Raw genomic sequence first — 26,250 nt, forward strand, 5'->3', positions numbered from 1 at the left:
GCCCTCGGCTTCAGGCCCCCGGCCGTGCGCCCCCGCGCGAGGTGAGCCCATGAACGCGACCGTTCCGTTTCCGGCCAAGATCGATCCCTCGGTCCTGGCCGCCCGCCTGTCGGACGAGCGCGCGCCCGACATCGTCGAGGCCCTCAACGCGGAGGCGCCCGAGGTCGCCGCCGCGATTCTCCTCGGCCTGCCGCACGAGCGCGCCGTCGAGGTCCTCGACCAGCCCGAACTCGACGACGCCGCCGACATCATCGAGATGCTGCCGCGCGACCGGGTCGCCTCCTACCTCTCGGGCATGTCGGCCGACCGCATCACCGACCTGTTCCGCGAGATCGAGGAGCCCGGACGCTCGGACCTCCGCGCCCGCCTCGATGCCGAGACCCGCGGCGCCGTCGATCGCCTCAGCGCCTACGGCGAGGAGAGCGTCGGCTCCCTGATGACCACGGAATTCGTCACCGTGCCGGGCGACTGGACCATCCGCCAGACCCTCGACCACGTCCGCCAGGTCGAGAAGACCCGCGAGACCATCTACTCGATCTTCGTCCTCGATCCCCGCACCCGGGCCCTGACCAAGGCGGTGCCCCTGCGCCGCCTCATCTCGGGCGACCCCGACGACAACGTGCTCTCCGTCGCCCCGGGCCGGCGCCCGCTGGCGGTCTCGCCCACCGCGAGCCGCGAGGAGGCCGCGCGCCTCATCTCCAAGTACGATCTCCTGGCGCTCCCCGTCATCGACGCCGTCGGCCACCTCATCGGCATCGTCACCGTCGACGACATGATCGACGCCATGGTGGAGAAGCAGACCCAGGACGTGCAGCGCTTCGGCGGCATGGAGGCCCTGCCCGAGCCCTACATGGAGATCGGCTTCTTCACGATGATCCGGAAGCGGGCCGGCTGGCTCTGCGCCCTGTTCCTCGGCGAGATGATGACCGCCACGGCCATGCAGGGCTTCGAGGGCGAGCTGGAGAAGGCCATCGTCCTGACCCTGTTCATTCCCCTCATCATGAGTTCGGGCGGCAACTCGGGCAGCCAGGCGACCTCCCTGCTCATCCGTGCCCTGGCGCTGCACGAGATCCGCCTGCGCGACTGGTGGCGGGTGGCGATCCGCGAGGTGCCCACGGGCCTCGTCCTCGGGACGATTCTGGGCGTCATCGGCATCGTCCGCATCGTCGTCTGGCAGAAGACCGGCCTGTACGATTACGGGGTGCACTGGCCCCTGGTGGCCGCGACGGTGGGCGCGGCGCTGGTCGGCATCGTCACCTTCGGCTCGCTCACGGGCTCGATGCTGCCGTTCCTGCTCCAGCGCCTCGGCTTCGATCCGGCCACGGCCTCGGCGCCGTTCGTCGCCACCCTCGTCGATGTCACCGGGCTGGTGATCTACTTCTCCGTGGCGATGCTGATCCTGAAAGGGACGCTCCTGTGACAAACGCCGCCGGATGAACTTCCGGTGACGCGGGGTCGCATTGCAAAAAATTGCCGGAGGGTGCTTGCCTCCGGCGGGCTGACTTTCCTTCGAAAGCCTCTAATGTCCCGCCCGGCCACGGCGCGCCCCGCGCGCCCCGGCCGTGCCCGTATCCCCGGCTCGGAGTCCGACACTTGGCGAACCACGCGGCTACCCCCTCGGCCACCACGGCCGTCAATGCCGACGGCACCGTACCCGGGACGGACGGCACGCGGCGCGACTTCATGTTCCTCGCCACCGGCGCGGCCCTCGCCGTCGGCACCGGCGCCCTGGTCTGGCCCTTCGTCGCCTCCATGGCGCCCGATGCCGAGACCATCGCGGCGGGCGCCCCCCTCGAGGTCGACCTGTCGCCGATCCAGGAAGGCCAGATCGTCAACGTGTTCTGGCGCGGCAAGCTCATCTTCGTGCGTCACCGCACCGAGAAGGAGATCAAGGAGGCCGCCGCCGTCCCGATGAAGGACCTAATCGATCCGCAGGCCGACGCCGCCCGGGTGAAGGAGGGCCACGCCAAGTGGCTCGTGGTCTACGGCAACTGCACCCATCTCGGCTGCGTCCCCATCGGCCACCAGGGCCAGTACGAGGGCTGGTCGTGCCCCTGCCACGGCTCCCTCTACGACACCTCCGGCCGCGTGCGCCGCGGTCCCGCCCCGACGAACCTTCCGGTTCCGCCCTACGCCTTCGAGACCGATGCCAAGATCCGCATCGGCGAAGAGGGCGGCAAGGCCGCGGCCTGAGGAAGGGCGACGGGATTTCATGCAATCATCTTCGAAGCGGGTAGCCCCATGAGCGCACACGCCAACACCTACGTTCCCAAGAGCCGCGTGGCGAAGTGGTTCGAATCGCGGCTGCCCCTGGTCGGGCTGGTCCACTCGTCGTTCGTCGCCTTCCCGGTGCCGCGCAACCTCAACTATTTCTGGACCTTCGGCGCGATCCTCATCGCCATGCTGATGTCGCAGATCGTCACCGGCATCTGGCTGGCGATGCACTACGACCCGTCGGCCGCCAACGCGTTCAACTCCGTCGAGCACATCATGCGCGACGTGAATTACGGCTGGCTCCTGCGCTACATGCACGCCAACGGCGCGTCGATGTTCTTCGTCGCCGTCTACATCCACATGTTCCGGGCGCTGTACTACGGCTCGTACAAGGCCCCGCGCGAAATCCTCTACATCCTCGGCGTGATCATCTACCTCCTGATGATGGCCACCGCCTTCCTCGGCTACACCCTGCCGTGGGGCCAGATGAGCTTCTGGGGCGCCACCGTCATCACCAGCATCCTGGGCGCCATCCCCATCGTCGGCGAGACGGTGCAGAGCCTGCTCTGGGGCGGCTACTCGGTGGGCAGCCCGACCCTGAACCGGTTCTTCTCGCTCCACTACCTGCTGCCGTTCATGATCCTCGGCGTCGTCGTGCTCCACGTCTGGGCCCTGCACGTCACCGGCCAGAACAACCCCGCCGGCATCCCGATCAAGTCGAGCAAGGACGCGGTGCCGTTCACGCCCTACGCCACGGTCAAGGACGTGTTCGCCACCGTCGTGTTCGGCATCTTCTTCGCCTACTGGATCTTCTACCAGCCGAACTACCTCGGCCACGCCGACAACTACGTCCCGGCCAACGCCGCCGTGACCCCGGCCCACATCGTGCCGGAATGGTACTTCCTGCCGTTCTACGCGATCCTGCGGGCGGTGCCGGACAAGCTCGGCGGCGTGATCCTGATGTTCAGCGCCGTGATCATCCTCGCCTTCGCGCCCTGGCTCGACACCTCGCGGGTGCGCTCGGCCAATTACCGCCCGATCTACCGTCAGTTCTTCTGGCTGTTCGTCGTGGTCACGGTCCTGCTCGGCTGGCTCGGCGCCAAGCCGCCGGAGGGCGGCTACGTCATCGCCGCGCGCCTGTGCACGGCCTACTACTTCCTCCACTTCCTCGTCGTGATGCCCCTCGTCGGCCTCTTCGAGACGCCCGACCGCCTGCCGGACTCGATCCTCGAGAGCGTCACCGGTCCGGGCAAGCAGGTCTCCGGGTCTGGCATGCCGGCCGGGGCCGCGGCCGCACCGCAGTCCAAGGGTTGAGGGTAGGGGACTTTTGAGAACCATGAAAACCACCCGCCTCCTCGCCGCGACCCTCGTCGCGGCCACCCTCAGCGTCACCCTGGCCTCGGCGGAGGAGGAGCACGGCGCTCCCCAGCCGCCGCGCCAGGCGTGGAGCTTCGCCGGCATGTTCGGCCGCTTCGACCAGGCCCAGCTCCAGCGCGGCTTCCAGGTCTACCGCGAGGTCTGTTCGAGCTGCCACGGCATGAGCCTCGTCCGCTTCCGCAACCTCGCGGAGCCGGGCAGCCCCGGCTTTTCCGCCAGCCAGGTCAAGGCGCTCGCCGCCGAGTACAAGGTCAAGGAACAGAACGATTCCGGCGAGGACGTCGATCGGCCGGCCCGGGCCGCCGACGCCTTCCCGTCGCCGTTCCCCAATGAGAAGGCCGCCGCCGCCGCCAACGGCGGCAAGGCCCCGCCGGACTTCTCGGTGCTGGCCAAGGCCCGCACCTTCGAGCGCGGCTTCCCGAAGTTCCTCACCGACGCCCTGCCCATCGTCGGCTACACCGAGCACGGCGTCGACTACATCCACGCGGTGCTCGACGGCTACGAGGACCCGCCGGCCGGCAAGGAGGTCCCCTCGGGCACGTACTGGAACAAGTACTATCCCGGCCACCTCATCGCGATGCCCAAACCCCTGAGCGACGGTCAGGTCACCTACGCCAAGACCGACAAGGGCGAGCCGGTGGTGCCGGAGACGGTCAGCCAGTACGCGACCGACGTCGCCGCGTTCATGGCCTGGACCGCCGAGCCGCACATGATGGCGCGGAAAGCCCTGGGCCTGCGGGTGATCCTGTTCCTCATCGTGCTCTCGGGCCTGCTCTACTACGTCAAGAAGAAGATCTGGGCGAAGGTCGGCGGCGAGGTCCACGGCCTCCAGCCGGAACTGCACAAGACCTACTGAGCCGATCGGACCCGACCGAGCCGATCGAACGCGGCGGGGCTCGACACGGGCGCCGTCCTCACCGAAACACCACAGCGCCGGCGTCCCACACGGGGGCGACCGGCGCTGAGTTCATGGAGCGACGGATGACGCAAGCGGTGCTCGGCGTGATGGGCGGCTCGGGGGTCTACGACCTGCCGGGCCTGGAGGATGTTCGCGAAGAGGCGGTGCGGTCCCCCTGGGGCGAGCCCTCGGACGCCCTGCGCATCGGCCGGATCGGCCGGACCAAGGTGGTGTTCCTCGCCCGCCACGGACGCGGCCACCGCCTCTCGCCCACCGGCATCAACTACCGCGCCAACATCGACGCGATGAAGCGGGCCGGCGTCACTGACCTCGTCTCGCTCTCCGCCTGCGGCTCGTTCCGCAGCGAGCTCCATCCCGGCCTGTTCGTCCTCGTCGACCAGTTCGTCGACCGCACCCATGGCCGCGAATCCTCGTTCTTCGGCAACGGCTGCGTCGCCCACGTATCCCTGGCCCACCCCATCGGCCCGGCCCTGCAGGGGCGGATCGCCGACGCGGCCCAGGCGGAGGAGATCGCGGTCCATCGCGGCGGCACCTACGTCTGCATGGAAGGCCCGCAATTCTCGTCCTACGCCGAGTCCACCACCTACAAGGCGCAGGGCTACGACGTCATCGGCATGACCAACATGCCCGAGGCCAAGCTCGCCCGCGAGGCCGAGATCACCTACGCCACCATCGCCATGGTGACGGATTTCGACTGCTGGCATCCGGGCCACGACGCAGTCGACGTCGCCGCCGTGGTCGCCGTGGCCCGCGCCAACGCCGACAAGGCCGCCCGCCTCGTCGCCCGCCTCGCCCGCGATTTCCCGGAGGCGCGCGAGGCCTGCCCCGTCGGCTCCGACCGGGCCCTCGACGGCGCCATCATGACCGCCCCGGCCCAGCGCGATCCGGCCCTGCTCACCAAGCTCGACGCCGTGGCGGGCCGCGTCCTGAACGGGTGATGCTCGGGTTCCCTCTCCTGGAAGGAGAGGGACAGGGTGAGGTGTGGGACTTATTCGGAGAGTTCACGACCCTCACCCCAACCCTCTCCCAAACAGGAGAGGGGGTCCGTCGCGCTTCGTGCCGACGCGTCGTGGCTTTCGAAAGCAGCCGCCGGGCGGTGGCGTGGATGTCGTAGCTTTTAACGGGAGGGGACCCGCGCTCGATATCGAGCTTGAGGGACAGACGGGATCGGCCGAGCGAATGGCCCGGAAACCGAGTGAATCGCGGGCCCGCTCCCTTCACAGGCGGGCCCCGTTGGCACTAGAAGGCGGGCTCGACCCCGGAATTCGACCGCACAAGAGCAAATTTCAGGCATGCGCGCCGCCAGCATCGACCGCCGCACGGCGGAGACCGACGTCCACGTGGCGGTCAACCTCGACGGGACCGGCCGCGCCACCATCGCGACGGGCGTCGGCTTCCTCGACCACATGCTCGAATTGATGGCGCGCCACGCCCTGTTCGACATCGAGGTCTCGGTCACCGGCGACCTCCACGTCGATCAGCACCACACCACGGAGGATGCCGGCATCGCGCTCGGCCAGGCCTTCGCCCAGGCGCTGGCCGACAAGAGCGGCATCGCGCGCTACGCCGACATCCACCTGCCCATGGACGAGGCCCTGACGCGGGTCGCGGTCGACATTTCCGGCCGGCCGTTCCTCGTGTTCCGCACCGCCTTCAAGGTGGAGAAGATCGGGCAGTTCGACACCGAACTCGTGCGCGAGTGGTTCCAGGCCTTCGCCATGAACGCCGGGATCACGCTCCACGTCGAGACCCTCTACGGCGACAACGCCCACCACATCGCCGAGAGCTGCTTCAAGGGTCTGGCCCGCGCCTTGCGGCAGGCCGTCGCCGTCGATCCGCGCGAGGGCGGCCGCGTTCCCTCGACCAAGGGCTCGCTCTGACCGAACGGGGTCGCACGAGAGGACACGCCATGCGCACCTACACGCTGCACCTCGATCGGGACGCCCTCGCGGGCGAGGTTCACGGACTCGAGCGCGCGCACCTCGTGCCCGACGGCTTCTCGTGGGCGGCCTTCGCCTACGGGCCCCTGTGGTTCCTGTTTCATCGCCTGTGGCTCAGCGCGCTGGGCGTCCTCGCCCTCCTGGCCGCCACGGCCTATCTCGGCCACGCGGCCGCGCTGAACCCGGTCGCCGGCTTCGTCGTCGCCTTGCTCGTGCAGCTGCTCGTCGGCCTCGAAGCCTCGTCCCTGCGGCGCTGGACCTATGCCCGCCGGGGCCGCCCGGTGCGGGATGCCGTGCTGGCGGGCAGCCTCGAAGAGGCCGAGATGAAGGCCGCCGCCCGCTGGCTCGACGGCACCGCCCCGGCGCGCCCGACGCTGGCGCCCTACGCCAACGCCCCGTCCCGCACGGGCGAGGCCGCCATCGGCATGTTCCCGTTCAGCGAGGGCCGGCGGTGACGCCCGAGACCGTCGCGATCATCGATTACGGCTCGGGCAACCTGCATTCGGCGGCCAAGGCCTTCGAGCGCGCCGCCCGCGAGGCCGGCCTCGACAGCCGCATCGTGCTGACGTCGGACGCCGAGATCGTGGCGAGCGCCGACCGCGTCGTGCTGCCGGGCGTCGGCGCCTACGCCGATTGCCGCGCCGGCCTCGATGCCGTGCCCGGCATGGTCGCGGCCATGACCCACGCGGCCAAGGTCCGGGCCCGTCCGTTCCTCGGCATCTGCGTCGGCATGCAGCTCCTGGCCACCCGCGGCCTCGAATACGCGACGACGCCGGGCCTCGACTGGATTCCCGGCGATGTCGGCCCGATCCGCCCCGCCGATCCGGCGCTCAAGGTGCCGCATATGGGCTGGAACACCCTGACGGCCGACCGCGACCACGCGCTGCTCGCCGGTATTCCCCTCGGCGAGGACGGCCTGCACGCCTACTTCGTCCACAGCTTCGCCCTGCAGCCGTCGCATCCCGCCGACACGGTGGCCCACAGCGATTACGGCGGGCCCGTCACCGCCATGGTGGCGCGGGACAACGTCGCCGGCACGCAGTTCCACCCCGAGAAGAGCCAGCATCTCGGCCTCGCCCTCCTGGCGAATTTCCTGGCATGGCGGCCGTAGGCCCCCACCCCGCCCAACGTACAGCCCGAAAGCGAACCGACGCGTGATCCTGTTCCCGGCCATCGATCTCAAGGAAGGGCGCTGCGTTCGCCTCGTGCAGGGCGACATGGCCCAGGCCATCGTGTTCAGCGACGATCCGGCCGCCCAGGCCGCCGTGTTCGAGGAACAGGGCTTCCCCTGGCTGCACGTGGTCGACCTCGACGGCGCCTTCGCGGGCGCACCGATGAACGCCGACGCCGTCGACGCGATCCTGGCCCGGACCAAGCTGCCGGTGCAGCTCGGCGGCGGCATCCGCGAGATGAAGACCCTGGAGGCGTGGCTCGCCAAGGGGGTCAGCCGAGTCATCATCGGCACGGCCGCCGTCCGCGACCCCGCCTTCGTCCACGAGGCGGCGCGGCTCTATCCCGGAAAGATCGCCGTGGGCATCGACGCCAAGGACGGCCGCGTCGCCGTCGAGGGCTGGGCCACCACGTCGAGCATGACCGCCGAGGAACTCGGGCGCCGGTTCGAGGATGCCGGGGTCGCCGCCCTGATCTACACGGACATCGCCCGCGACGGCATCCTCAAGGGCCTCAACATCGAGATGACCCTCGGCCTCGCCCGCGCCGTCACCATCCCGGTGATCGCCTCGGGCGGCCTCGCCTCCATCGACGACGTCCACCGCCTTCTCGAGCCCGACTGCGCCCTGCTCGCCGGCGCCATCACGGGCCGCGCCCTCTACGACGGCCGCATCGACCCGCGGGAGGCGCTCGCCGCCATCGCCAGGGCCAAGGGCAACGCGGCGGCCACGGGTGGGATCGCGAAAGCAAAGGGCGCTTGAGCGTCGTCGACGAGATCGTCCGGAGCGCGGTGTCGCGCCTCGGCGTCGTCCGCGTCAGCAGCGCCCTCAATCCGCTGCTCTACCTCGCCCTCGTCGTCGTCCCCGGTTCCTGGCTGTGCGCCTGGATCTTCCTGGAAGACCCGGTCCTGCGATACGGCTTCAGCGGCTTCGGAGCCCTCTTCGCCCTCGGGTTTCTCGGCCACTACACGCGCTTCGCGATCAAGGACCCCGATCGTCTGCAGTCCGAAGAGCATCTGGCACGGATGGAGGAACTCGCTATCATCGAGCGAAAGGGGCGGAAGGGCAGCGAGATCGTTCGCCTGCCCCATGGCGATCCGCCGGGCCTCGAACAGGAGCCGCCGCCCGTGATACGCGGCGTGGACGATCGATGAACACGTATCTGCTCACGTTCGATCAGGCGACGGCGTCGCGCACGGCCGTCGTCGCGCAGATCGACGGCCTCCGGGAAATCGCGAACTGGATGTTCTTCTTCGACAACGCGGTGTGCCTGGTTTCCGACGAGTCCGTCGAGCGGCTGACCGGACTGCTGAGGGAGCGGCTTCCCGAAACACATTTTCTCGTGGTGAAGCTCGAACAGAGCAAGCGCGGTGGTTGGCTCCGCCAATCCGTCTGGGATTTCATCAAGTCCCCCAAGCCCGTCAACAGCTAGGCATCTTGTGCTCAAGACCCGCATCATCCCCTGCCTCGACGTCAAGGACGGCCGCGTCGTCAAGGGCGTGCAGTTCCTCGAACTGCGCGACGCCGGCGATCCCGTGGAGGCGGCCAAAGCCTACGACGCCGCCGGGGCCGACGAGCTCTGCTTCCTCGACATCACCGCGAGCCACGAGGACCGCGGCACGCTCCTCGACGTGGTGAGCCGCACGGCGGAGGCCTGCTTCATGCCGCTCACCGTCGGCGGCGGCATCCGCACGGTGGCGGACATCCGCACCCTGCTGCTCGCCGGGGCCGACAAGGTTTCCATCAACACCGCCGCCGTCGCCGATCCCGACTTCGTCGCGCGGGGGGCGGAAAAGTTCGGCAGCCAGTGCATCGTCGTTGCCATCGACGCCAAGCGCACCTCCGCGCCGGGCGAGCCTGAATCCTGGCAGATCTTCACCCATGGCGGGCGCAAACCCACGGGCCTCGACGCCATCGCGTTCGCCCGCACGGTGACGGCGCGCGGGGCCGGCGAGTTGCTCGTCACCTCCATGGACCGCGACGGCATGCGCTCGGGCTACGACCTGGCGCTCACCCGCGCCATCGCCGATGCCGTGAGCGTACCGGTGATCGCGTCGGGCGGGGTCGGCGGCCTCGACGACCTCGTGGCCGGGGTCCGCGACGGCCATGCCAGCGCCGTGCTCGCCGCCTCGATCTTCCATTTCGGGGAAGCCAGCATCGGCGAGGCCAAGGCCCACATGGCGGCGGCGGGCCTGTCCATGCGCCGCGACGCTTGACGCCGGGTCCGGAAGCGGGTTTGCCCCATGATCAGGAATGCCGCCGCCCCCGCCGGGTGGCACGATAAGTCCGGACCGCCGGACTCCAGGACCGTATGACCCACTTCACCCTCGCCGACCTGGATGCCCTCGTGGCGGATCGCGCCAAGGCCCCGGCCGACCAATCCTACACCGCCAAGCTCCTGTCCGGGGGGCCGGCGAAGCCGGCGAAGAAGCTCGGCGAGGAAGCCGTCGAGGCCGCCATCGCCGCGGTGCAGGGCGACCATGACGGTTTGGTGAGCGAGGCGGCGGACGTGCTCTACCACCTCGTGGTGCTCCTGCGCGCCGGCGGCGTCGCCCTCGACGAGGTGATGGCCGAATTGGAACGGCGCACCGCCCAGAGCGGCATCGCCGAGAAGGCCGCCCGGAGGCACACGTGACCGGGGCCGCCGTCGCGGCGCCGCACCCGGAGCGCGACCCCGCCATCGGGCAGGACCCCGTCACCGGCCTCGGGCCGGAGCGGCTCTCGCCCTACCGCCTGTTCGCCCGCGAGGAATGGGCGCAGCTGCGCGCCGACACGCCCCTCACCCTCACCGCCGAGGACGTGACGCGCCTGCAATCCCTCAACGACCCGATCTCGGTGGAGGAGGTCGAGGCGATCTACCTGCCCCTGTCGCGCCTGCTCTCCCTCTACGTCGCGGCGACGCAGGGGCTGTTCAAGGCGACCCAGCGCTTCCTCATGGCCGAGCGCGAGGCCAAGGTCCCGTACATCATCGGGGTGGCCGGCTCCGTGGCGGTGGGCAAGTCCACCACGGCGCGGGTGCTCAAGGCCCTGCTGGCGCGCTGGCCCAACACCCCGAAGGTCGATCTCATCACCACGGACGGCTTCCTGCTGCCCAACGCCGAACTCCGGGCCATGGGTGCCATGGAGCGCAAGGGGTTCCCGGAGAGCTACGACACGGCGGCACTCCTACGCTTCCTCACGGACATCAAGGCCGGCAAGAAGCAGGTGGCCGCCCCCCTGTACTCCCACCTCGTCTACGACGTGGTGCCGGGCGAGGAGCGGGTGGTGGATTCCCCCGACATCCTCATCGTCGAGGGCCTCAACGTGCTGCAGCCGGCGCGCCTGCCCCGCGACGGCACCGCGATCCCGTTCGTGTCCGACTTCTTCGACTTCTCGATCTACCTCGACGGCCACGAGGACGACCTGCACCGCTGGTACGTCAACCGCTTCCTGCGCCTGCGCCAGACGGCGTTCCGCGATCCCCTGTCGTACTTCCGGCGCTACGCCGAGGTGACGGAGGCCGAGGCCCTCGAGATCGCCGACACCCTGTGGACCACCATCAACCTGCCGAACCTGCGCGACAACATCCTGCCGACCCGCCAGCGCGCGAGCCTGATCCTCGCCAAGGGCGCCAGCCATCGCATCGAGAGCGTGGCGCTGCGCCGGTTGTAAGGTTCGGGCCGAGACGCCCGGCGCGTCTGCCTCATATTGCTGCGGGCGGACCGCCTGAGGCGATTGGCCCCGTGGGGCACAACTGTTAGATCTCCCGCCACGACCCGTGGCGGTGGAGACGACGATTTCCGATCAAGCGTGGGCAACCGGCCTCGGCCTCGTTGCCGTCCTCGTCCTCGTCCTGGCCAACGGGTTCTTCGTGGCCGCCGAGTTCGCCCTCGTCTCGGTCCGCAGGAGCAGGGTGTCGGAACTCGTCACCGAGCGCCGGACCAACGCCACCGCCCTGCAGCGCGCCACCGACCAGCTCGACGCGCACCTGGCCGCGACGCAGCTCGGCATCACCATCTCGTCCCTGGCGCTCGGCTGGGTCGGCGAGCCGGCCCTGGCCCACCTCATCGAGCCGCTGCTGGCCTGGCTGCCGTCCTCCGTGAGCGCGGTCGCCACCCACACCATCGCGGTGGCGATCTCGTTCGTCATCATCACGGCCCTGCACATCGTGCTCGGCGAACTCGCCCCGAAGAGCCTCGCCCTCCAGCGCAGCGAGCGCACGGCGCTGGCCGTGGTCCGGCCGCTGAGCCTGTTCCTGTTCGTGTTCCGCCCGGCGATCCTGTTCCTCAACGGCCTCGGCAACGGCGTCGTGCGCCTGTGCGGCCTCAAGGCCGGCCACGGCGAGGGCTCCCTGCACTCGACGGCGGAACTGAACCTCCTGATCCAGGCGAGCCAGGAGGCCGGCCTGATCCGCGAGGCGCAGCAGGAGGCGGTGGAGCGCATCTTCTCCATCGGCGAGCGCAAGGTCCGCGACATCATCACGCCGCGCCACGAGGTCGAGTGGGTCGATGCCGACGACGACCGCGAGGCGATCCTGAAGGCCGTGCGCGAGTGCGACCACGCCCAGATCGTGGTCAGCCGGTCCCAGGTCGACGAGATCGTCGGCGTCGTGCGCAAGCAGGACCTGCTCAACCAGGTCCTCGACGGCGGCACCATCGACGTCCTGGCCGCGACCCAGCCGCCCACCGTCGTCCACGAGAGCCTGTCGATCCTCGCCGTCCTGGAGATCTTTCAGGCTCAGCCCGTGCGCATGGCCATCGTGGTGGACGAGTACGGCAGCCTCGAGGGCATCGTCACCCAGACCGACCTGCTCGAGGCCATCGCGGGCGACATCCCGGAGATCGGCGACGAGCCGGCGGTGGTCGAGCGCGGGGACGGCTCCCTGCTCATCGACGGAATGATGCCGGCGGGTCAGGCCTTCGAGCGCCTCGCCTTCGTCGAGCGGCCGGACACCGAGGACTTCGCCACCCTGGCGGGCTTCGTCATCTTCCAGCTCGGCCGCATCCCGTCCGCCGGCGACCATTTCGAAACCCATGGCTGGCGCTTCGAGGTCGTCGACATGGACGGACGCCGCGTCGACAAGGTGCTGGCGACGCCCATTCCCGCCTGACGGGGCGGACCGGGCGGGCCCCCTCGGCCGCGCCGGGTTCGACGGCGCGTGCCGGTTCCGTCTCGGCTCCCACGTTTCGAAACGAGGCGTCGCGGCGGGCTGAACGCCTTCCATGCCGAACGATCGCGGGCGGTCAGCCGACTTCGTCGGACTCCGAATCGCCGGGGCGGCGCAGGGTTTTGCCGCGGCGCCCCGATCCGGAGCGATTCGGCGCAGGGTCGGTTTCGCCCCCCCGAAGGCCGCAGGCCGGCCCGGGCGCCGCCGGGCGAGGGCGGGGCGCGCCGGCGGCGAATCCGCGAGCGCGCGGCCGATTCCCCCATCCGACGGGTTCCGGACATCATCGCCCCCCTGCCATCGAACACGGCGTTCAAGCGACGCGATCGGCGATTCTGAGGGTTTTCGGCTCGAAGAGCGCAACGATTCCGCGGAAATGAGCCGGACGGAGTGCGGACCGCCGCGCCGGCCGGGCCGCCGCGCCGTCCGCATCGATCCAAAAACCCGCTTCGTTTCAGATATTTAGCCGCCCAACCTGCGTTGCAACGCCGCAACACGGCGGGGGAGTTGCGCGCGCGATCACGTTTTCGTGTTGCCCCCTCGAACAGGCTTGCACAAAGTCAGTAAGCACCGGGCAAAATCCAGTGCAACACCGTGCAAACAGGCTAAAATGCCTGACATTTACAAATACAAAGACGACAAAGGTCGGTGTCCTTCGGACCGCTATCTCTGAAGTCGCCTATCCCCTGGGTTTCGAAGATTTTGGAGATATCAATGAAGCTCCTGAAGAGCTCGCTCCTCGCGTCCGCCGCATTTCTTGCAGCCGTCGCTGGAGCACAGGCCGCCGATCTTCCGATCAAGAAGGCCGCCCCCATCGAATACGTCCGCGTCTGCTCCGCCTACGGTAACGGCTTCTTCTACATCCCCGGCACCGATACCTGCATCCGGCTTTCGGGGCGCGCCCGCTTCGAGGTCGGCTATGCACAGACGGACAGCCGCACCGGCGGCAGCGGCGACACCACCGGCTACCGCGGCCTGGCCCGGATCAACGTCGATGCCCGCACGCAGACCGCCTACGGCACCCTGCGCGCCTTCACCCGCCTCGAATTCGCTTCCCGCACCGGCTCCACTCAGGGCATCCGCTCGGGCACCCAGGAGCGCATCGGCAACGCCTTCCAGGCCATCGGCCAGGATCAGGTCGGCCGCGTCCAGCAGTTCGTGAGCACCGAGAAGGCGTTCATCCAGTTCGCCGGCCTCACCGCCGGCCGCGCCTCGTCGTTCTTCGACTTCTACGCCCACGACTTCGAGATCATGGGCGGCACGGGTGGTTCGGACCTCGCCTCCACCAACCTGCTCGCCTACACGACGAAGCTCGGCACCGGCGGCCTCTCGGCCACAATCTCCCTCGAGGACCCGAGCTTCCGCCGCAACACCATCTTCTCGCAGGAGGCACAAACCTCCCCGGCGCCCCAGCGCGTCCTGATCAGCACCGATGCCTTCGGCCGCCCGGTCTTCGGCGCCGTCGACGTGTCCCAGCGCAACCGCGTCCCCGACTTCGTCGGGAGCCTGCGCTACGACGCCGCCTGGGGTTCGGCCCAGCTCTCGGCCGCCGCCAAGGAGCTGAACACCGCCAACTTCATCCAGGGCTACGCCGCGGGTGCTCCCCCGTCCGGCGTGCCCATCGCCAACTTCGCCGGCTTCACCCAGCGCCCCGCCTCCGAGTTCGGCTGGGCCGTGCAGGGCGGCGTGAAGATCAACCTGCCGTTCATCGCCCCCGGCGACACCCTCTACCTCCAGGGCGCCTACGGCGAGGGCGCGACCCTCTACACCGGCTACTCCGCGTACAACGGCTCCTACTCCTCGCGCACCAGCACCATCAACGGCGCCGCCTTCGACCCCTACATGTCGGACGCGACCCTCAACCCGCTCACGGGCAAGATCGAGCTCTCGACCTCGTTCACCGTCGTCGGTTCGTTCCTGCACTACTGGTCGCCCCAATGGCGTTCGGCCGTGTTCTCCAGCTACGGCGAATTGAAGTTCGCCCCCGGCGCCCGTGCCGGCAACGCCCTCGCCTACGCGACGGGCGCCGCCGGTGGCAGCGCGGCCGCCGTCAATGCCCTGGCGGGTTCGCAGTTCACCGGCGTCGTCGGCCAGACCTCGTTCGGCGTCAGCCCGGTCCTGCGCGACACCTATCAGATCGTCGCCGGCGCCAGCCTGATCTGGTCGCCCGTCAAGGATCTCGATATCGGCGTCGAGGGCCTCTACACCAAGGTCGGCGTCCAGAGCGGCCGCGTGGTCGATCAGACCCGCTCGCGCGGTGCCGTCACGGCGGCAAACATCGCCAACGGCAACGTCAAGACGGTGACCGCCGACGACACCTACCAGCTGCGCATGCGCATCCAGCGCGACTTCTGAGGCGACGCGAACCGGTCGGGTGTCGCCAAGATACCCGGCCGTTCACGAAGGCCGTCGTGACCCTGCTGTCCGCGCCCTGAGCGATGCCCGGCGAGACGGTGCCGGCCCGGCATTCCGTCCACAGGCCGCCGCCGGCCGGGCGGGACGGGCGGCGGCCCCGGATCGGAGTTCGCTGGGCTCGCACGCCCGAACCGAGGGTCTTCAGAAATAATCCCGCCCCTGCCTATGAATACATCGTTCAATATACCAAACGGGCACATTCGGCCGTTTTCACGCCGAAACGTGGAATCATTTTGCCGAAATGGGCGGAAACGTAGCACAGTCCGACCGACTGGGCGGAGCGGGGCGGGGCCGGCCGTCGCCCGGAAATCGTGCTCTTCCTCATACGCTTAGCCGCCTGTGCAACGTTGCACCGCCGCAACACGGGGGCGGAACCGCAGTACCGATCACGTTTTCGAGTTGCCCGACGGAACCGGCTCGCACAGAGTGACTGGGCACTGGGGGCATCGCCAGCGCAACACTTCTGCAAACCAGCGAAAACGCTCGGCTGTTGAAAGATAAGGACGACACGGGTCGGGTTCCTTTCGGATCATCATGCCTGCAGTCGTCCATCCCTCGGGTCTTGAAGCTTTTGGAGATATCAATGAAGCTCTTGAAGAGCTCGCTTCTTGCCTCTGCTGCGGGTTTCGCAGCCGTTGCCGGAGCACACGCAGCCGACCTCCCGGTCAAGAAGGCTGCCCCCATCGAATACGTCCGCGTCTGCTCCGCCTACGGCGCCGGCTTCTTCTACATCCCCGGCACCGATACCTGCATCCGTCTCTCGGGCCGCGCGCGCCTCGAAATCGGCTACCAGCAGCAGGACAGCCGCTCCGGCAGCAACGGCGACACCACCGGCTACCGCGGCCTGGCCCGTATCAACGTCGACGCCCGCACGCAGACCGCCTACGGCACCCTGCGCGCCTTCACCCGCCTTGAATTCGCCTCCCGTACCGGTTCGACCCAGGGCCTGCGCTCGGGCACCCAGGAGCGCATCGGCAACGCCTTCGGCGCCACCGGTCAGGATCAGTTCGGCCGCGTCCAGCAGTTCGTGAGCACCGAGAAGGCGTTCATCCAGTTCGCCGGCCTCACCGCCGGTCGCGCCTCGTCGTTCTTCGACTTCTACGCCCACGACTTCGAGATCATGGGCGGCACGGGTGGTTCGGACCTCGCCTCCACCAACCTGCTCGCCTACACGACCAAGCTCGGCACCGGCGGCTTCTCGGCCACGGTCTCGCTCGAAGATCCCAGCTTCCGCCGCAACACCATCTACTCGCAGGAGGCCACCACCTCCCCGGCACCCCAGCGCGTCCTGATCAGCACCGACGCCTTCGGCCGCCCGGTCTTCGGCGCCGTCGACGTGTCCCAGCGCAACCGCGTCCCCGACTTCGTCGGTGTCCTGCGCTACGACGCCGCCTGGGGTTCGGCCCAGCTCTCGGCCGCCGCCAAGGAGCTGAACACCGCCAACTTCATCCAGGGCTACTCGGCCGCTACCTTCGGCGCCCCGGCCGGCGTGCCCATCGCCAACTTCGGCGGCTTCACCCAGCGCCCCGCCTCCGAGTTCGGCTGGGCCGTTCAGGGCGGCGTGAAGATCAACATGCCGTTCATCGCCCCCGGCGACACGTTCTACCTCCAGGGCGCCTACGGCGAGGGCGCGACCCTCTACACCGGCTACTCCTCGTACAACGGGTCCTACGCCTCCCGCGTCAGCACCATCGCGGGCGCCGCCTTCGACCCCTACATGTCGGATGCGACCCTCAACCCGCTCACGGGCAAGATCGAGCTCTCGACCTCGTTCACCGTCGTCGGTTCGTTCCTGCACTACTGGTCGCCCGAGTGGCGTTCGGCGATCTTCGCCAGCTACGGCGAGCTGAGCTTCGCCCGCGGCGCCCGCTTCAACAACGCCCTGGCCTACGCCACCGCCACCGGCGCCCCCGGCGCCAGCGCCGCCACCGTCAATGCCCTCGCCGGCTCGCAGTTCACCGGCATCATCGGCACGCCGTCCTACAACGTCAGCCCCGTGCTGCGTGACACCTACCAGGTCGTCGCCGGCGCCAGCCTGATCTGGTCGCCCGTCAAGGATCTCGATATCGGCGTCGAGGGCCTCTACACCAAGGTCGGCGTCCAGAGCGGCCGGGTGGTCGATCAGACCCGCTCCAACGGTGCGGTCAACGCGATCAACCTCGCCAATGGCAACGTCAAGACGGTCACGGCCGACGACACCTACCAGATGCGCATGCGCATCCAGCGCGACTTCTAAGTCGACGCCGACCGGTCGGGTGTCGTCGCGACATCCGACCGGTGGAGACCATTCGAACTTCGAGACCTGTGAACTGGCCCGGCTGCGAAGCCGGGCCTTTTTGCGTCAGTCATCCCCGGCGACGGCAAATGCATGTCCGGCGAATGCATGTCCGGCGGCGGCACGTGCATTGCTAGTCGGACCCCGGCGCGCGAGCCCCCGCGCATTCCCTGCGATGCGTGGAAAACACCGATTGCTTCGGTGAGGACCGCCGCTAACTTGCTATAGGTACCTTGAGCGATGGCCGTCGCGGCGATCGCCCCCCGGAGTCAGCCTGCCCATGCGTTCGCGCCACTCAAGATCCGCCGTCACGGCGGCGTTCGTCGCCCTTGCGGTCTCGGCCACAGCTACGGGCGCCGCCCGGGCGGAGGACCTGACCGGGACCCTGAAGAAGATCAAGGAAACCAACCAGATCACCATCGGCTACCGCGACGCGTCGGTGCCGTTCTCCTACCTCGACAACGAGCAGAAGCCCGTCGGCTACGCCTTCGAGATCTGCAAGAAGATCGCCGAGGCGGTGAAGGTCCACCTCAAACTGCCGAACGTCGAGGTCAAGCTCAACCCGGTCACCTCCGCGACCCGCATCCCGCTCATCGCCAACGGGACCATCGACCTCGAGTGCGGCTCGACGACGAACAACCCCGACCGGCAGAAACAGGCCACCTTCACCAACACCCACTTCCTCACGGCCACCCGCTTCGTGTCGAAGAAGACGGCCAAGCTCGACAAGCTCGCCGACCTCAAGGGCAAGACCGTGGTCTCGACCTCGGGCACCACCAACATCCGCCAGATCAACGAGGCCAACACCGCGGGCAACCTCGGCATGACCATCCTGCCGGCCAAGGACCACGCCGAGGCGTTCCTCATGGTCGAGACCGGCCGCGCCGTCGCCTTCGTGATGGACGACGTGCTCCTCGCTTCCCTGGCCGCCAGTTCCAAGGACCCGGGCGCCTACACCATCTCGAGCGAGGCCCTGTCGAAGCCCGAGCCCTACGGCATCATGCTGCGCAAGGACGACGCCCCGTTCAAGGCGGTGGTCGATGCCGCCACGGCCAAGCTCTACAAGAGCCCCGAGGGCAAGGCGCTGTACGACACCTGGTTCACTAAGCCGATCCCGCCCCGCGGCATCAACCTGAACCTGCCCATGAGCGAGGCCATGGTGAAGACCTTCGCCAACCCGAGCGACAGCCCCGATCCGGCCGCCTACTGAGGCCGACCGCCCGATCCGATGACCCTGGGGGCTCCGGCGATGCCGGGGCCCCTTTTTCCGTCACGCCTGCCACACCCGGGGGAGGGGCACGCCCCGGTAGCCGACGAGGACGGCTTGCGCGAGCGCTCGCAGGGCCGCCGGGTCGGCCCCGAGGAAGCGCACCACGAGGTGGCCGTTCCAGGCGCTCGCCGCCGCCATCACGCCGTCCCGCGCACCCGCTTCGAGCAGGGCCCGCATCGCCTCCAGGCGGCCTTCCGCGCCCGGCGACATGTCGACGAGCGTCGCCATCGCCCGCGCGTCGCCGCCGATGGCGGCCCGCGTCAGGGCGTCCGCGATCGCCCCGTCGAGGCGGACCGAATCGGCGTAGGCGAGGCGGCCGTCGCGGCGGATGCGCCAGTGGTCGTGGAAGCGCCCGTCGCGAATCCGCTCGCCCCGCGCCACCCGCCCGAAGGTCACGGCCTCGAAGGCGAGCAGGCCCGCATCCCCCGCGAGATCGACGGTGAGGCTGCGCCGGAGGCTGACCCCGTCGAACAGGATCGTCTCCTGCGGCAGGAAGGCGAGGTGGCCGCCCGCCGCCACCGCGGCCGTCGTTTCGATCACCGTGCCGGGCCCGTCCGAGCGGTAGACCTTCTCCGCCGCCGTGGTGGTGAGGACGAGGCCGGCGCCGGCGCCCACGGCGACGGACACGGTGAACCGGTCGCCGCAGGCGATGCCGCCGGCGCTGTTCAGGAGCACCGCCTCGCACGGCCCCGCCGGCCCGCGCGGAAGGCGCACGCGCAGGGGACCGGATTCGGCGATGTCGAGGATCCGGGTGTCGTGCCCGATCCGTCCGACGCGCAGGTGCACGCGCCCGTCCGAGCGCTGGCGCGTCGGCGGCATGGAACGGTCGGGGAGCGTCACGTCGGGGCGTGGAACGGCGCGCGCCGACACCTCATGCGCCGGTGGCCACGGGCCGCGCCGGGTCCGCGCCCCAGTCCGACCACGACCCGTCGTAGAGGGCGCGGGCGGGCCGGCCGAGGCTCTCCAGGGCCAGGGAGACGATGGCGGCGGTGACCCCCGATCCGCAGGTGGTGACCACGGGCCGGTCCGGATCGACGCCGTTCTCCGCGAACACCGCCCTCAGGGCGTCGGGGTCCTTGAGCCGGCCATCGGCCTGCAGCGCCGCGTAATGGACGTTCAGGGCCCCCGGCATGTGACCGGGGCGGACGCCGGGGCGGGGCTCCGCCTCCTCGCCGCGGAAGCGCGGAGCGGAGCGCGCGTCGACCACCTGGGCCGAGCCGGATTCGAGAGCGCGGGCAATGTCTTGCGCGTCCGCCACCGCGCCGTTGTCGAGGCGGGCGGTGAAGTGGCGGCGCTCGCGCGGCCGGCCCTCGCCGTCCTCGACCGCCCCGCCCGCCGCGACCCAGGCCGGAAATCCGCCCTCCAGCAGCGCCACGTCGCGCACGCCGAACACCTGCAGCATCCAGCGCACCCGGGGCGCCGAGAACAGGCCCATCCCGTCATAGACCACGATCTGCGCCCCGTCGCCGACGCCGAGCGCCCGCATCCGCGCGGCAAAAACCTCCGGGCGCGGCAGCATGTGCGGCAGGCCCGAAGTCTCGTCGCTCATGGCGTCGATGTCGAAGCGGACGGCCCCGGGGATGTGCCCGGCCCGGTACTCCGCCGCCGCGTCGCGCCCCTGCGCCGGCAGGTACCAGGACCCGTCGAGGACGACGATGTCGGGGGCCTCGATCCGGACTTTCAGCCAATCCACGGTCACGAAGGGCGTCGTCGCCATGATGCTTGGGTCCATGCACGTGAGGGAGGCGCCACTGAACCATATCCCGGCGCATGTTGCATCCGCCGGGTGACTTGTATCGATCGGCCGGCAAGGGTGGAGGCGGACGGTCGGGAAACGCGCCTTTCGCGCGCCCGATCGCCGCCGATGCCCTATGTGAGCCATCGCCCCATTCGAAAAGGCCGGAGCCGCCTCGCCCTTGACCCCACGCGAAACCTTCCACATCGAGATTCTCGGTCCCGACGAGCCCGGCGAGGACCCCGTGCGCCAGCGCGTCTCCGTCCGCGTCGGCAGCCTCGACGCGGCCACGGAGCGGGCCCTGGGCCTGTTCGCCCGGGCCCGCGCGCCCCAGCGCAGCGGCGGGCCGGCGGAAGCCGTGCGGGTCATCGACGGGGCCGGCACCGAGGTGTTCCGCCGAAGCCGCTTCGACGAGCCGGCCTGAGGCGATCATGGGGCGCCTCCTCGTACCGGCCCTGGTCCTGGCCTTCGCGGCCCTGTTCCTGCGCAGCTACAGCCTGCCGCCCGCCCCCGACCGCCGTGGCGGCACGGTGATCGTCCTCGACTGGCCGAACCGGCCGCTCTTCGGAAGCCCGCGCAGCGATTGCCTCGGACGGCCCGATTCGGAAATCCCCATCGCCTGCCTCATCGGCTCGGTTGCCCGGTCGCGGGAGGGGATCGTGCTCGCGAACCTGCCGTTCTGCGTGGCCTGCCACGACTGGTCGCAGCGCCTCGCCGCCCTCGGCCGCGATCCCGGAGCCGTCGCGGCGGCCCAGGCGCGGATCAGTCGCTTCGGCTGGTAGGGGCGTCCGGCGCTCCGGCCGCGCGGGCGCCCTTGCGGCCCTGCGCCCAGGTCCGTCGGGCGAGCATCCGGCTCATCCGGGCCCGCAGGCCTTCGAGCCTCCGGGCGAGGCCGAACAGCCGGTCGCCCCCCGGCGCCGCGATCAGGACATGCGCCAGGGGCATCCGTTCGGCCCAGAACGTCTCGGCGAGGCGGAAATCCGGGGGCGCGCAGGAATCGGCACCGTCGAGGGCGGCGTCGGCGATGAGGCTCCGCGTCAGGTGATGGAGCAGCTGCGCGCCGGGGGAGTCGCGGGCCTCCGCCTCCAGGAAGGAGATCTTCAGGCACCACGCCCGTGCGCCGCCGACGAAGGTAACCGCGCTCGCCAGGGTCGTCCCGTCGCGGCGCAGGCGGTCGATGCGCACCCGGCCGAGGGCGCCGAAGGCGGCCACGGACGCGTGCAGGAACGCGCTCTCCCCGGGGGCGTCGCCGATGGCGGTGCCGGCCCGGCCCTTCCAGCCGGAGCCTTCGAGGGCGATGTAGTCGTCGAGGGCGGCGCGGAGATCGGCCGGATCGCGGACGGTCTCGAAGATCAGGGGGGCGAGGCGCTCGGCCGATTGGCGCAGGCGCCGGCGGCGGCGGGGCGAGAGGTGGTCGAGATAGGCGGCGCGCTCGGGGCCCGTGCGATCCGACAGGTCGAGGACCGCCCGGGCATGCTCCCAGAACTCCGCGCGGGCGAGGCCATGGCGCCGGCAGGCCCGTGCCAGGAGGTCGGCGAAAGGCCCGTTCGTCGGAACGTAGGGCAGCATCAGGCGGGGACCGGCGAGGCGAGCGGCGCCGCGCAGGAGGCCGTCGAGGGCCCTGTCCGGGGCCTCGGGATCGAGCAGGGGAACGCCGAAGACGCCGAAGCCGTGCATCCACCCCAGGGTGAGGCGCAAGGGAACGCCCCAGCGGCCGCGCCCGCGCCGGCACGGCCACACGGCGGCGAGGCGCAGGCCTGGCTCCTCCGGCGGCCGGTCGCCGACGAGGAGGATGTCCACCCCGTCCCCGAAGGCGCCGAGCGCCGCCAGGGCGAAGTCGGGGTCGTAGAACAGATTCTCGACGAAGGGCCGCCGGCTCAGGTCACGCCAGGCCGGCAGCCACGGGGCGGCCGGATCGAGGGCGCGCAGGGCGGCGACGCCTCCATCGGTTAGTCGCACCACGGGGCCGTGACCGGGCGCGCGCATCAGGCCGCGCGCCGGCGCCGGAGCAGGCCGGCGAGCCCGAGGATGTCGAAGCGCCACGCCATCGCGCCGGCGCCGAGCCCGAGGAGGGCGAGTTCGACGGCGACGGACGTGGCCGTGCGTCCGGCGCCCGACGCCTCGATCCACGCGATGGCGATCCGGCAGGCGAGGGCGGTGGCTCCGATGGTCGCGACATCGCGCCAGGGCACCGGCATGCGCAGGCCGGTACGGTCGCCGAAGACGAAGACGAGGCAGGCCAGCGCCTGTCCGAGCACCACGGCGATGGCCGCGCCGGTGATGCCGTAGGGTGGAATCAGCACAGCCGAGAGGCCGCTAATGGCGACCAGGAGGGTGACGGAGGCGACGGCATCGAGGCGGCTCGACGCCGAGAAGTAGATGATCTGCCCGAAATAGTACGAGCGCAGCATCAGGAAGACGCTGGCGGCCACGAGCAGGGGCGCGACGCCGAGGGCGGCGGCCCGGTAGTCGGGCCCGAGCAGCACGGCGACGACGAGGTCGTCGAAGGCGAGGAAGAACACAGCCCCGAAGGCCGCGATGAGGGCCATCAGGCGGGCGGCCCCTTCGAGGACGGGCCGGGCGGCCTCCATCCCGCCGTCCCGGGCCTCGCGCTTGGCGATGGAGACGAGGGCCAGGGCGATGCTGTCGCCGAACACGACGAAGCTCTGGCGCAGGAAGTCCGAGAACGCCCCGTAGGCGCCGAGTTCGGCCACGCCGACGCTCTGGCCGATGATGAGACGGTCGATGGTCTGGGCCAGGGCCGCGGCGGCGAAGGACAGGACCAGGGGCCAGCCGTAAGCGACGAGGCGACGGGCCTCCGCCCAGCTGCCGCGCCCGCGCAGGAGCGATCCGAGGGCGGCGAGGGGCGGCACGGCCGCCAGCACGTTGGCGAGCGCCGAGGCGAGGAGCAGATCGACGGCGTGGCCGGTGAGGAGAAGGACGCCGCTGCCGAGGCCGAGGACGAGGACGGCGCGCAGGACGATGGCGGAGGCGACCGCGCCGACTTCGAGACGGGTGCGGGCGATCTCGCAGGCCCCCTCGAACACCATCATGCCGAGGACCGCCGCCACGATGGCGGCGGCGGCGGCGGGCGCGACGATCCCGAGCCAGGCGCCGAGGGCGGCGGCCAGGGCGGCGAGCCCGATCATCGCCCCGAGGAGGCGCACCACCGTACCGACCTGAACCGGCGCGCGGGCCTCGTCGTAGAGGGCGAAGAATGAGAATTTCGGCCACTGGCAGGTGGCGCCGTAGAGGACCAGGGCCCAGGACAGGATCAGCAGGTAGCCGCCATAGGCCTCCGCCGGGGCGAGCCGGGTGAAGACCGCGAGGGACGCCATGTTGAGGGCCGCGGCCACCCCGCGCGAGCCGACATAGGTCAGGGTGTGGCGGGCGATCAAAGCCGGGCCGCCGGGGGCGGGTCATGTCCCGGACCGAGGGGGGATCGCGTCGCGTTCACGTGCAACTTTCGCTTGAGTCCGCGCCGCCGCCCCTTGGCCGAGGCGGTGGTGAAGACCTAGCATGCGGCCGTTGCCGAGGCGTCAACACGGCCGGGTCCTCAGCCGAAGGGGGTCCCTTTCCCGGTCCGGCTTCGCTACACAGCCGGGTGCGAGCGCCGATCCGGTGCACCCGCGGGAAGGGAGACGGCCGGTCACATGCAGGATTCGTCGCGATCCGATCCCGCGTCCCCCCTCGTCGATCCCGACGTGCACGTGGAGAGCTTTCGCCAGGCCCGCGAAGCGCGACGTCTGGAGCTGGTGGAGGATTACGTCGAACTCATCGCCGATCTCATCGGCGACGGCGGCGAGGCACGCCAGGTCGACATCGCCGCCCGCCTCGGCGTGGCCCAACCCACCGTGGCCAAGATGCTCAAGCGCCTCGTCGAGGATGGCTTCGTCCAGCAGCGGCCCTATCGCGGCGTGTTCCTCACGGCGGCCGGCCAGGCCCTCGCCGTCCAGAGCCGCGAGCGCCACCGCATCGTCGAGAAATTCCTGTGCGCCCTCGGGGTCAGCGCCGAGACGGCCCGGCGCGATGCCGAGGGCATCGAGCACCATGTGAGCGCCGAGACCCTCGAAGCCTTCCGGCTGTTTTCGGAGAGCAAATCCTAGGGATCCATCCCGGAGCGCCACGGCCCGATCGCCGTCGCCCGCCCGCCATCGACCAGGATCTCGGCCGGCAGCGGGTGACTCAAAAACCCCGTTGGGCTCGCGGTGAGGCCGTAGGCGCCCGATTGCAGCACGGCGACGAGGTCGCCGGCGGCGAGGTCGGGCAGGGGAGCGGCGCGGGCCAGCATGTCGAGGGGCGTACAGAGGGGCCCGACCACGGCGGCGGGCGTGCGCACGGAATCAGCGGGCTCCACGACGGCGACCACCGGATAGTCGCGCTTGACGATCTGTCCGAGGTTGCCCGAGGCGGCGAGGTGATGGTGCATGCCGCCATCCGTGATCACGAAGCGCTGCCCGCGCGAGATCTTCACCGCCCGCACCCGCGCCACGTAGAGGCCGGCGGGTCCGACGAGATAGCGCCCCGGCTCCAGGACGATGCGGGCACCGGCGAGGCCGGGATCGGCGGCGACCGTCGCCCGTAGGGCCGGGATGCCGGCGTGGATCGCCTCGAGGTCGAGGGCCGCGTCCCCGGCGAAGTACGGGATGCCGAGGCCGCCGCCGAGATCGACGGTGTCGAGGGGGCGCCCGATCCGTGCGGCGACCCGGGACGCCAGCCGCAGGCCGTAGGCCCATTGCCCGAGGAGGACGGCCGCCGAGAGCCCCTGCGTTCCGGCAAAGAGGTGGAGGCCGGTCAGGCGCAGGTGGGGCTCGGCCGCGACCCCGTCGACGACGGCGTCGAGCTCTTCCTCGTCGAAGCCGAAGGGCGAGGGCTTGCCCCCCATCCGCATGGCGCCGCCCTGGGCGTCCGGCCCCGGATTGACCCGGATCGCCACGGCCGCGCGCCGCCCGTGACGCGCGGCGGCGGCGGCGACCCGCACCATCTCTTCGATATTCTCCAGGTGGATCTCGCCGATGCCGCCGGCCACGACCCGGTCGAGATCGGCGTCGCTCTTGCCCGGTCCGGCGAACAGGATCTTTTGCGGCGCGACGCCAGCGGCCAGGGCCGCGGCGAACTCGGCGCCCGAGGCGATCTCGGCGCCGGCGCCCTCGTCGGCGAACACGCGGATCACCGCCGGGCACGGGTTGGCCTTGACGGAGTAGTCCACCGTCGCGAAGCCCGCGACGGCCCGCGACAGGGCGCGGTAGGCCCGGCGCATGAGGGCGGCGTCGTAGACGAAGAGGGGCGTGCCGTGGGTCCGGGCGAGGTCGGCCAGAGCGAGGCCGCCGACGCGGATCGCCCCGTCCAGGCGGGAAAAGTTTTCCGCGATCAGGCGTCGGGCGAGGTCGTCGGCCTCAGGCATCCCGGCGCTCCGCGGCGAGGCGCTTGTAATCGACCTTGCCGTTGGGGGTGACGGCAAGCGACGCCACCGCCTCGACGGAGCGGGGCACCAGGTGCGGCGCCAGGGTCTCGCGCAGGGACCGGAGGGCCGCCTCCGGCGTCGGGCCGCCCTCGGCGGGGATGACGACGGCGTGGATGCGCTGCCCGAGGCTCGCGTCGGGCAGGCCGATGACCGCGACGGCCCGGAAGGCGCCCGTCGCCATCAGGGCCGCCTCGACCTCGCCCGGGCTGACGCGAAACCCCGACGTCTTGATCATGGCGTCGTCGCGCCCGACAAAGGTGAAGTAGCCGGCCTCGTCCTCGACCACGATGTCGCCCGAGCGGCACAGGGGCGGGCCGCCGGGGGCGCGG

General features: G+C 70.4%; 26 protein-coding genes and 1 pseudogene. 21 read left to right on the forward strand and 6 right to left on the reverse strand.

Going from position 1 to position 26,250, the window contains the following annotated elements:
- Positions 1 to 49 precede the first annotated feature (49 nt).
- The 18 genes from mgtE (at position 50) to FV218_RS15315 (ending at position 18,662) form a co-directional block, all read left to right on the forward strand.
- A complete protein-coding gene (gene mgtE, locus FV218_RS15230; RefSeq protein ID WP_056092899.1) occupies positions 50 to 1,420 on the forward strand; it encodes a magnesium transporter in 1,371 nt (456 codons plus the stop codon).
- Positions 1,421 to 1,593: 173 nt separating this feature from the next.
- On the forward strand, positions 1,594 to 2,193 hold the full coding sequence (gene petA / locus FV218_RS15235; RefSeq protein WP_082476538.1) for a ubiquinol-cytochrome c reductase iron-sulfur subunit: 600 nt from the start codon (positions 1,594 to 1,596) through the stop codon (positions 2,191 to 2,193).
- A 48-nt stretch (positions 2,194 to 2,241) separates the two neighbouring features.
- Positions 2,242 to 3,528 carry a cytochrome b N-terminal domain-containing protein gene (locus tag FV218_RS15240; RefSeq protein ID WP_056092895.1) on the forward strand — a complete coding sequence of 429 codons (1,287 nt, stop codon included), beginning with the start codon at positions 2,242 to 2,244 and terminating at the stop codon, positions 3,526 to 3,528.
- Between the two features lie 22 nt (positions 3,529 to 3,550).
- The gene (locus FV218_RS15245) at positions 3,551 to 4,447 is read left to right on the forward strand and encodes a cytochrome c1 (protein WP_147710547.1); all 897 of its coding nucleotides are present in this window, start codon (positions 3,551 to 3,553) and stop codon (positions 4,445 to 4,447) included.
- A gap of 125 nt (positions 4,448 to 4,572) precedes the next feature.
- Complete coding sequence (locus FV218_RS15250) at positions 4,573 to 5,448, forward strand: S-methyl-5'-thioadenosine phosphorylase (protein ID WP_147710549.1); 876 nt, start codon at positions 4,573 to 4,575, stop codon at positions 5,446 to 5,448.
- 354 nt (positions 5,449 to 5,802) lie between these two features.
- Entirely contained in the window at positions 5,803 to 6,390 is a 588-nt protein-coding gene (hisB, locus tag FV218_RS15255; protein ID WP_056092886.1) for an imidazoleglycerol-phosphate dehydratase HisB, read from the forward strand.
- Positions 6,391 to 6,419: 29 nt separating this feature from the next.
- Positions 6,420 to 6,905 (forward strand): DUF2628 domain-containing protein, encoded by a 486-nt coding sequence (locus tag FV218_RS15260; protein WP_056092884.1) that lies wholly within the window; start codon positions 6,420 to 6,422, stop codon positions 6,903 to 6,905.
- Positions 6,902 to 7,561, forward strand: a complete 660-nt coding sequence (hisH, locus tag FV218_RS15265) for an imidazole glycerol phosphate synthase subunit HisH (RefSeq protein ID WP_056092881.1) — start codon at positions 6,902 to 6,904, stop codon at positions 7,559 to 7,561. The genes FV218_RS15260 and hisH overlap by 4 nt, the downstream gene beginning before the upstream one ends.
- A 43-nt stretch (positions 7,562 to 7,604) precedes the next feature.
- Entirely contained in the window at positions 7,605 to 8,381 is a 777-nt protein-coding gene (gene hisA, locus FV218_RS15270) for a 1-(5-phosphoribosyl)-5-[(5-phosphoribosylamino)methylideneamino]imidazole-4-carboxamide isomerase (RefSeq protein WP_147710551.1), read from the forward strand.
- A complete protein-coding gene (locus FV218_RS15275; protein WP_147710553.1) occupies positions 8,378 to 8,773 on the forward strand; it encodes a hypothetical protein in 396 nt (131 codons plus the stop codon). The genes hisA and FV218_RS15275 overlap by 4 nt, the downstream gene beginning before the upstream one ends.
- Positions 8,770 to 9,051 (forward strand): hypothetical protein, encoded by a 282-nt coding sequence (locus tag FV218_RS15280; RefSeq protein WP_147710555.1) that lies wholly within the window; start codon positions 8,770 to 8,772, stop codon positions 9,049 to 9,051. Before FV218_RS15275 ends, FV218_RS15280 begins: the two co-directional genes overlap by 4 nt.
- Positions 9,052 to 9,058: 7 nt before the next feature.
- On the forward strand, positions 9,059 to 9,835 hold the full coding sequence (gene hisF, locus FV218_RS15285) for an imidazole glycerol phosphate synthase subunit HisF (RefSeq protein WP_147710557.1): 777 nt from the start codon (positions 9,059 to 9,061) through the stop codon (positions 9,833 to 9,835).
- Positions 9,836 to 9,930: 95 nt separating this feature from the next.
- On the forward strand, positions 9,931 to 10,254 hold the full coding sequence (locus FV218_RS15290; RefSeq protein ID WP_147710559.1) for a phosphoribosyl-ATP diphosphatase: 324 nt from the start codon (positions 9,931 to 9,933) through the stop codon (positions 10,252 to 10,254).
- A 44-nt stretch (positions 10,255 to 10,298) separates the two neighbouring features.
- Positions 10,299 to 11,270, forward strand: a complete 972-nt coding sequence (coaA, locus tag FV218_RS15295) for a type I pantothenate kinase (protein ID WP_147710579.1) — start codon at positions 10,299 to 10,301, stop codon at positions 11,268 to 11,270.
- A gap of 124 nt (positions 11,271 to 11,394) precedes the next feature.
- Positions 11,395 to 12,708, forward strand: coding sequence for a hemolysin family protein (locus FV218_RS15300; protein ID WP_056094142.1), 1,314 nt, complete (start codon positions 11,395 to 11,397; stop codon positions 12,706 to 12,708).
- A 768-nt stretch (positions 12,709 to 13,476) separates the two neighbouring features.
- On the forward strand, positions 13,477 to 15,117 hold the full coding sequence (locus tag FV218_RS15305; protein ID WP_147710561.1) for a porin: 1,641 nt from the start codon (positions 13,477 to 13,479) through the stop codon (positions 15,115 to 15,117).
- A gap of 643 nt (positions 15,118 to 15,760) precedes the next feature.
- Positions 15,761 to 17,413: a porin gene (locus FV218_RS15310; RefSeq protein WP_147710563.1), complete on the forward strand. Its 1,653-nt coding sequence runs from the start codon at positions 15,761 to 15,763 to the stop codon at positions 17,411 to 17,413.
- 319 nt (positions 17,414 to 17,732) lie between these two features.
- Positions 17,733 to 18,662 (forward strand): transporter substrate-binding domain-containing protein, encoded by a 930-nt coding sequence (locus tag FV218_RS15315; RefSeq protein ID WP_147710565.1) that lies wholly within the window; start codon positions 17,733 to 17,735, stop codon positions 18,660 to 18,662.
- 60 nt (positions 18,663 to 18,722) lie between these two features.
- Here FV218_RS15315 and FV218_RS15320 read toward each other — a convergent pair whose 3' ends face one another.
- Together FV218_RS15320 and sseA are read right to left on the reverse strand one after the other, a co-directional pair.
- A complete protein-coding gene (locus tag FV218_RS15320; protein WP_147710581.1) occupies positions 18,723 to 19,541 on the reverse strand; it encodes an urease accessory protein UreD in 819 nt (272 codons plus the stop codon).
- A 52-nt stretch (positions 19,542 to 19,593) separates the two neighbouring features.
- Complete coding sequence (sseA, locus tag FV218_RS15325; protein WP_147710567.1) at positions 19,594 to 20,439, reverse strand: 3-mercaptopyruvate sulfurtransferase; 846 nt, start codon at positions 20,437 to 20,439, stop codon at positions 19,594 to 19,596.
- Positions 20,440 to 20,638: 199 nt separating this feature from the next.
- Between sseA and FV218_RS15330 the strand changes: the two genes are divergently transcribed.
- Both FV218_RS15330 and FV218_RS15335 read left to right on the forward strand, forming a co-directional pair.
- Positions 20,639 to 20,881 carry a hypothetical protein gene (locus FV218_RS15330; protein WP_147710569.1) on the forward strand — a complete coding sequence of 81 codons (243 nt, stop codon included), beginning with the start codon at positions 20,639 to 20,641 and terminating at the stop codon, positions 20,879 to 20,881.
- Positions 20,882 to 20,888: 7 nt separating this feature from the next.
- Positions 20,889 to 21,239, forward strand: coding sequence for a hypothetical protein (locus FV218_RS15335; protein ID WP_246685139.1), 351 nt, complete (start codon positions 20,889 to 20,891; stop codon positions 21,237 to 21,239).
- On the opposite strand, the gene FV218_RS15340 is transcribed toward FV218_RS15335, so the two are convergent.
- Positions 21,220 to 22,443, reverse strand: coding sequence for a GNAT family N-acetyltransferase (locus tag FV218_RS15340; RefSeq protein ID WP_147710573.1), 1,224 nt, complete (start codon positions 22,441 to 22,443; stop codon positions 21,220 to 21,222). The genes FV218_RS15335 and FV218_RS15340 overlap by 20 nt on opposite strands.
- Positions 22,443 to 23,855 carry an oligosaccharide flippase family protein gene (locus tag FV218_RS15345; protein ID WP_147710575.1) on the reverse strand — a complete coding sequence of 471 codons (1,413 nt, stop codon included), beginning with the start codon at positions 23,853 to 23,855 and terminating at the stop codon, positions 22,443 to 22,445. The genes FV218_RS15340 and FV218_RS15345 overlap by 1 nt, the downstream gene beginning before the upstream one ends.
- Positions 23,856 to 24,110: 255 nt before the next feature.
- On the opposite strand from FV218_RS15345, the gene mntR reads away from it, so the two are divergent.
- Positions 24,111 to 24,563 (forward strand): manganese-binding transcriptional regulator MntR, encoded by a 453-nt coding sequence (gene mntR / locus FV218_RS15350; protein ID WP_056092849.1) that lies wholly within the window; start codon positions 24,111 to 24,113, stop codon positions 24,561 to 24,563.
- On the opposite strand, the gene FV218_RS15355 is transcribed toward mntR, so the two are convergent.
- Positions 24,560 to 25,861 (reverse strand): alanine racemase, encoded by a 1,302-nt coding sequence (locus tag FV218_RS15355; protein WP_147710577.1) that lies wholly within the window; start codon positions 25,859 to 25,861, stop codon positions 24,560 to 24,562. The two genes, mntR and FV218_RS15355, sit on opposite strands and share 4 nt — an antisense overlap.
- Positions 25,854 to 26,250 (reverse strand): annotated as a pseudogene (locus tag FV218_RS15360) (AMP-dependent synthetase); the annotation flags it as partial. The pseudogene FV218_RS15360 and the gene FV218_RS15355, both read right to left, overlap by 8 nt.

This window comes from Methylobacterium sp. WL69, assembly GCF_008039485.1.
Lineage (GTDB): Bacteria > Pseudomonadota > Alphaproteobacteria > Rhizobiales > Beijerinckiaceae > Methylobacterium.

What these genes read in the sequence shown, in the direction of transcription:
- mgtE (WP_056092899.1), top strand. Translation starts at nt 50, where the DNA reads ATGAACGCGACCGTTCCGTTTCCGGCCAAGATCGATCCCTCGGTCCTG.
- FV218_RS15240 (WP_056092895.1), top strand. Translation starts at nt 2,242, where the DNA reads ATGAGCGCACACGCCAACACCTACGTTCCCAAGAGCCGCGTGGCGAAG.
- FV218_RS15245 (WP_147710547.1), top strand. Translation starts at nt 3,551, where the DNA reads ATGAAAACCACCCGCCTCCTCGCCGCGACCCTCGTCGCGGCCACCCTC.
- FV218_RS15250 (WP_147710549.1), top strand. Translation starts at nt 4,573, where the DNA reads ATGACGCAAGCGGTGCTCGGCGTGATGGGCGGCTCGGGGGTCTACGAC.
- hisB (WP_056092886.1), top strand. Translation starts at nt 5,803, where the DNA reads ATGCGCGCCGCCAGCATCGACCGCCGCACGGCGGAGACCGACGTCCAC.
- FV218_RS15260 (WP_056092884.1), top strand. Translation starts at nt 6,420, where the DNA reads ATGCGCACCTACACGCTGCACCTCGATCGGGACGCCCTCGCGGGCGAG.
- FV218_RS15280 (WP_147710555.1), top strand. Translation starts at nt 8,770, where the DNA reads ATGAACACGTATCTGCTCACGTTCGATCAGGCGACGGCGTCGCGCACG.
- FV218_RS15290 (WP_147710559.1), top strand. Translation starts at nt 9,931, where the DNA reads ATGACCCACTTCACCCTCGCCGACCTGGATGCCCTCGTGGCGGATCGC.
- FV218_RS15305 (WP_147710561.1), top strand. Translation starts at nt 13,477, where the DNA reads ATGAAGCTCCTGAAGAGCTCGCTCCTCGCGTCCGCCGCATTTCTTGCA.
- FV218_RS15310 (WP_147710563.1), top strand. Translation starts at nt 15,761, where the DNA reads ATGAAGCTCTTGAAGAGCTCGCTTCTTGCCTCTGCTGCGGGTTTCGCA.
- FV218_RS15315 (WP_147710565.1), top strand. Translation starts at nt 17,733, where the DNA reads ATGCGTTCGCGCCACTCAAGATCCGCCGTCACGGCGGCGTTCGTCGCC.
- FV218_RS15320 (WP_147710581.1), bottom strand. Translation starts at nt 19,541, where the DNA reads ATGCCGCCGACGCGCCAGCGCTCGGACGGGCGCGTGCACCTGCGCGTC.
- sseA (WP_147710567.1), bottom strand. Translation starts at nt 20,439, where the DNA reads ATGGCGACGACGCCCTTCGTGACCGTGGATTGGCTGAAAGTCCGGATC.
- FV218_RS15335 (WP_246685139.1), top strand. Translation starts at nt 20,889, where the DNA reads ATGGGGCGCCTCCTCGTACCGGCCCTGGTCCTGGCCTTCGCGGCCCTG.
- FV218_RS15340 (WP_147710573.1), bottom strand. Translation starts at nt 22,443, where the DNA reads ATGCGCGCGCCCGGTCACGGCCCCGTGGTGCGACTAACCGATGGAGGC.
- mntR (WP_056092849.1), top strand. Translation starts at nt 24,111, where the DNA reads ATGCAGGATTCGTCGCGATCCGATCCCGCGTCCCCCCTCGTCGATCCC.
- FV218_RS15355 (WP_147710577.1), bottom strand. Translation starts at nt 25,861, where the DNA reads ATGCCTGAGGCCGACGACCTCGCCCGACGCCTGATCGCGGAAAACTTT.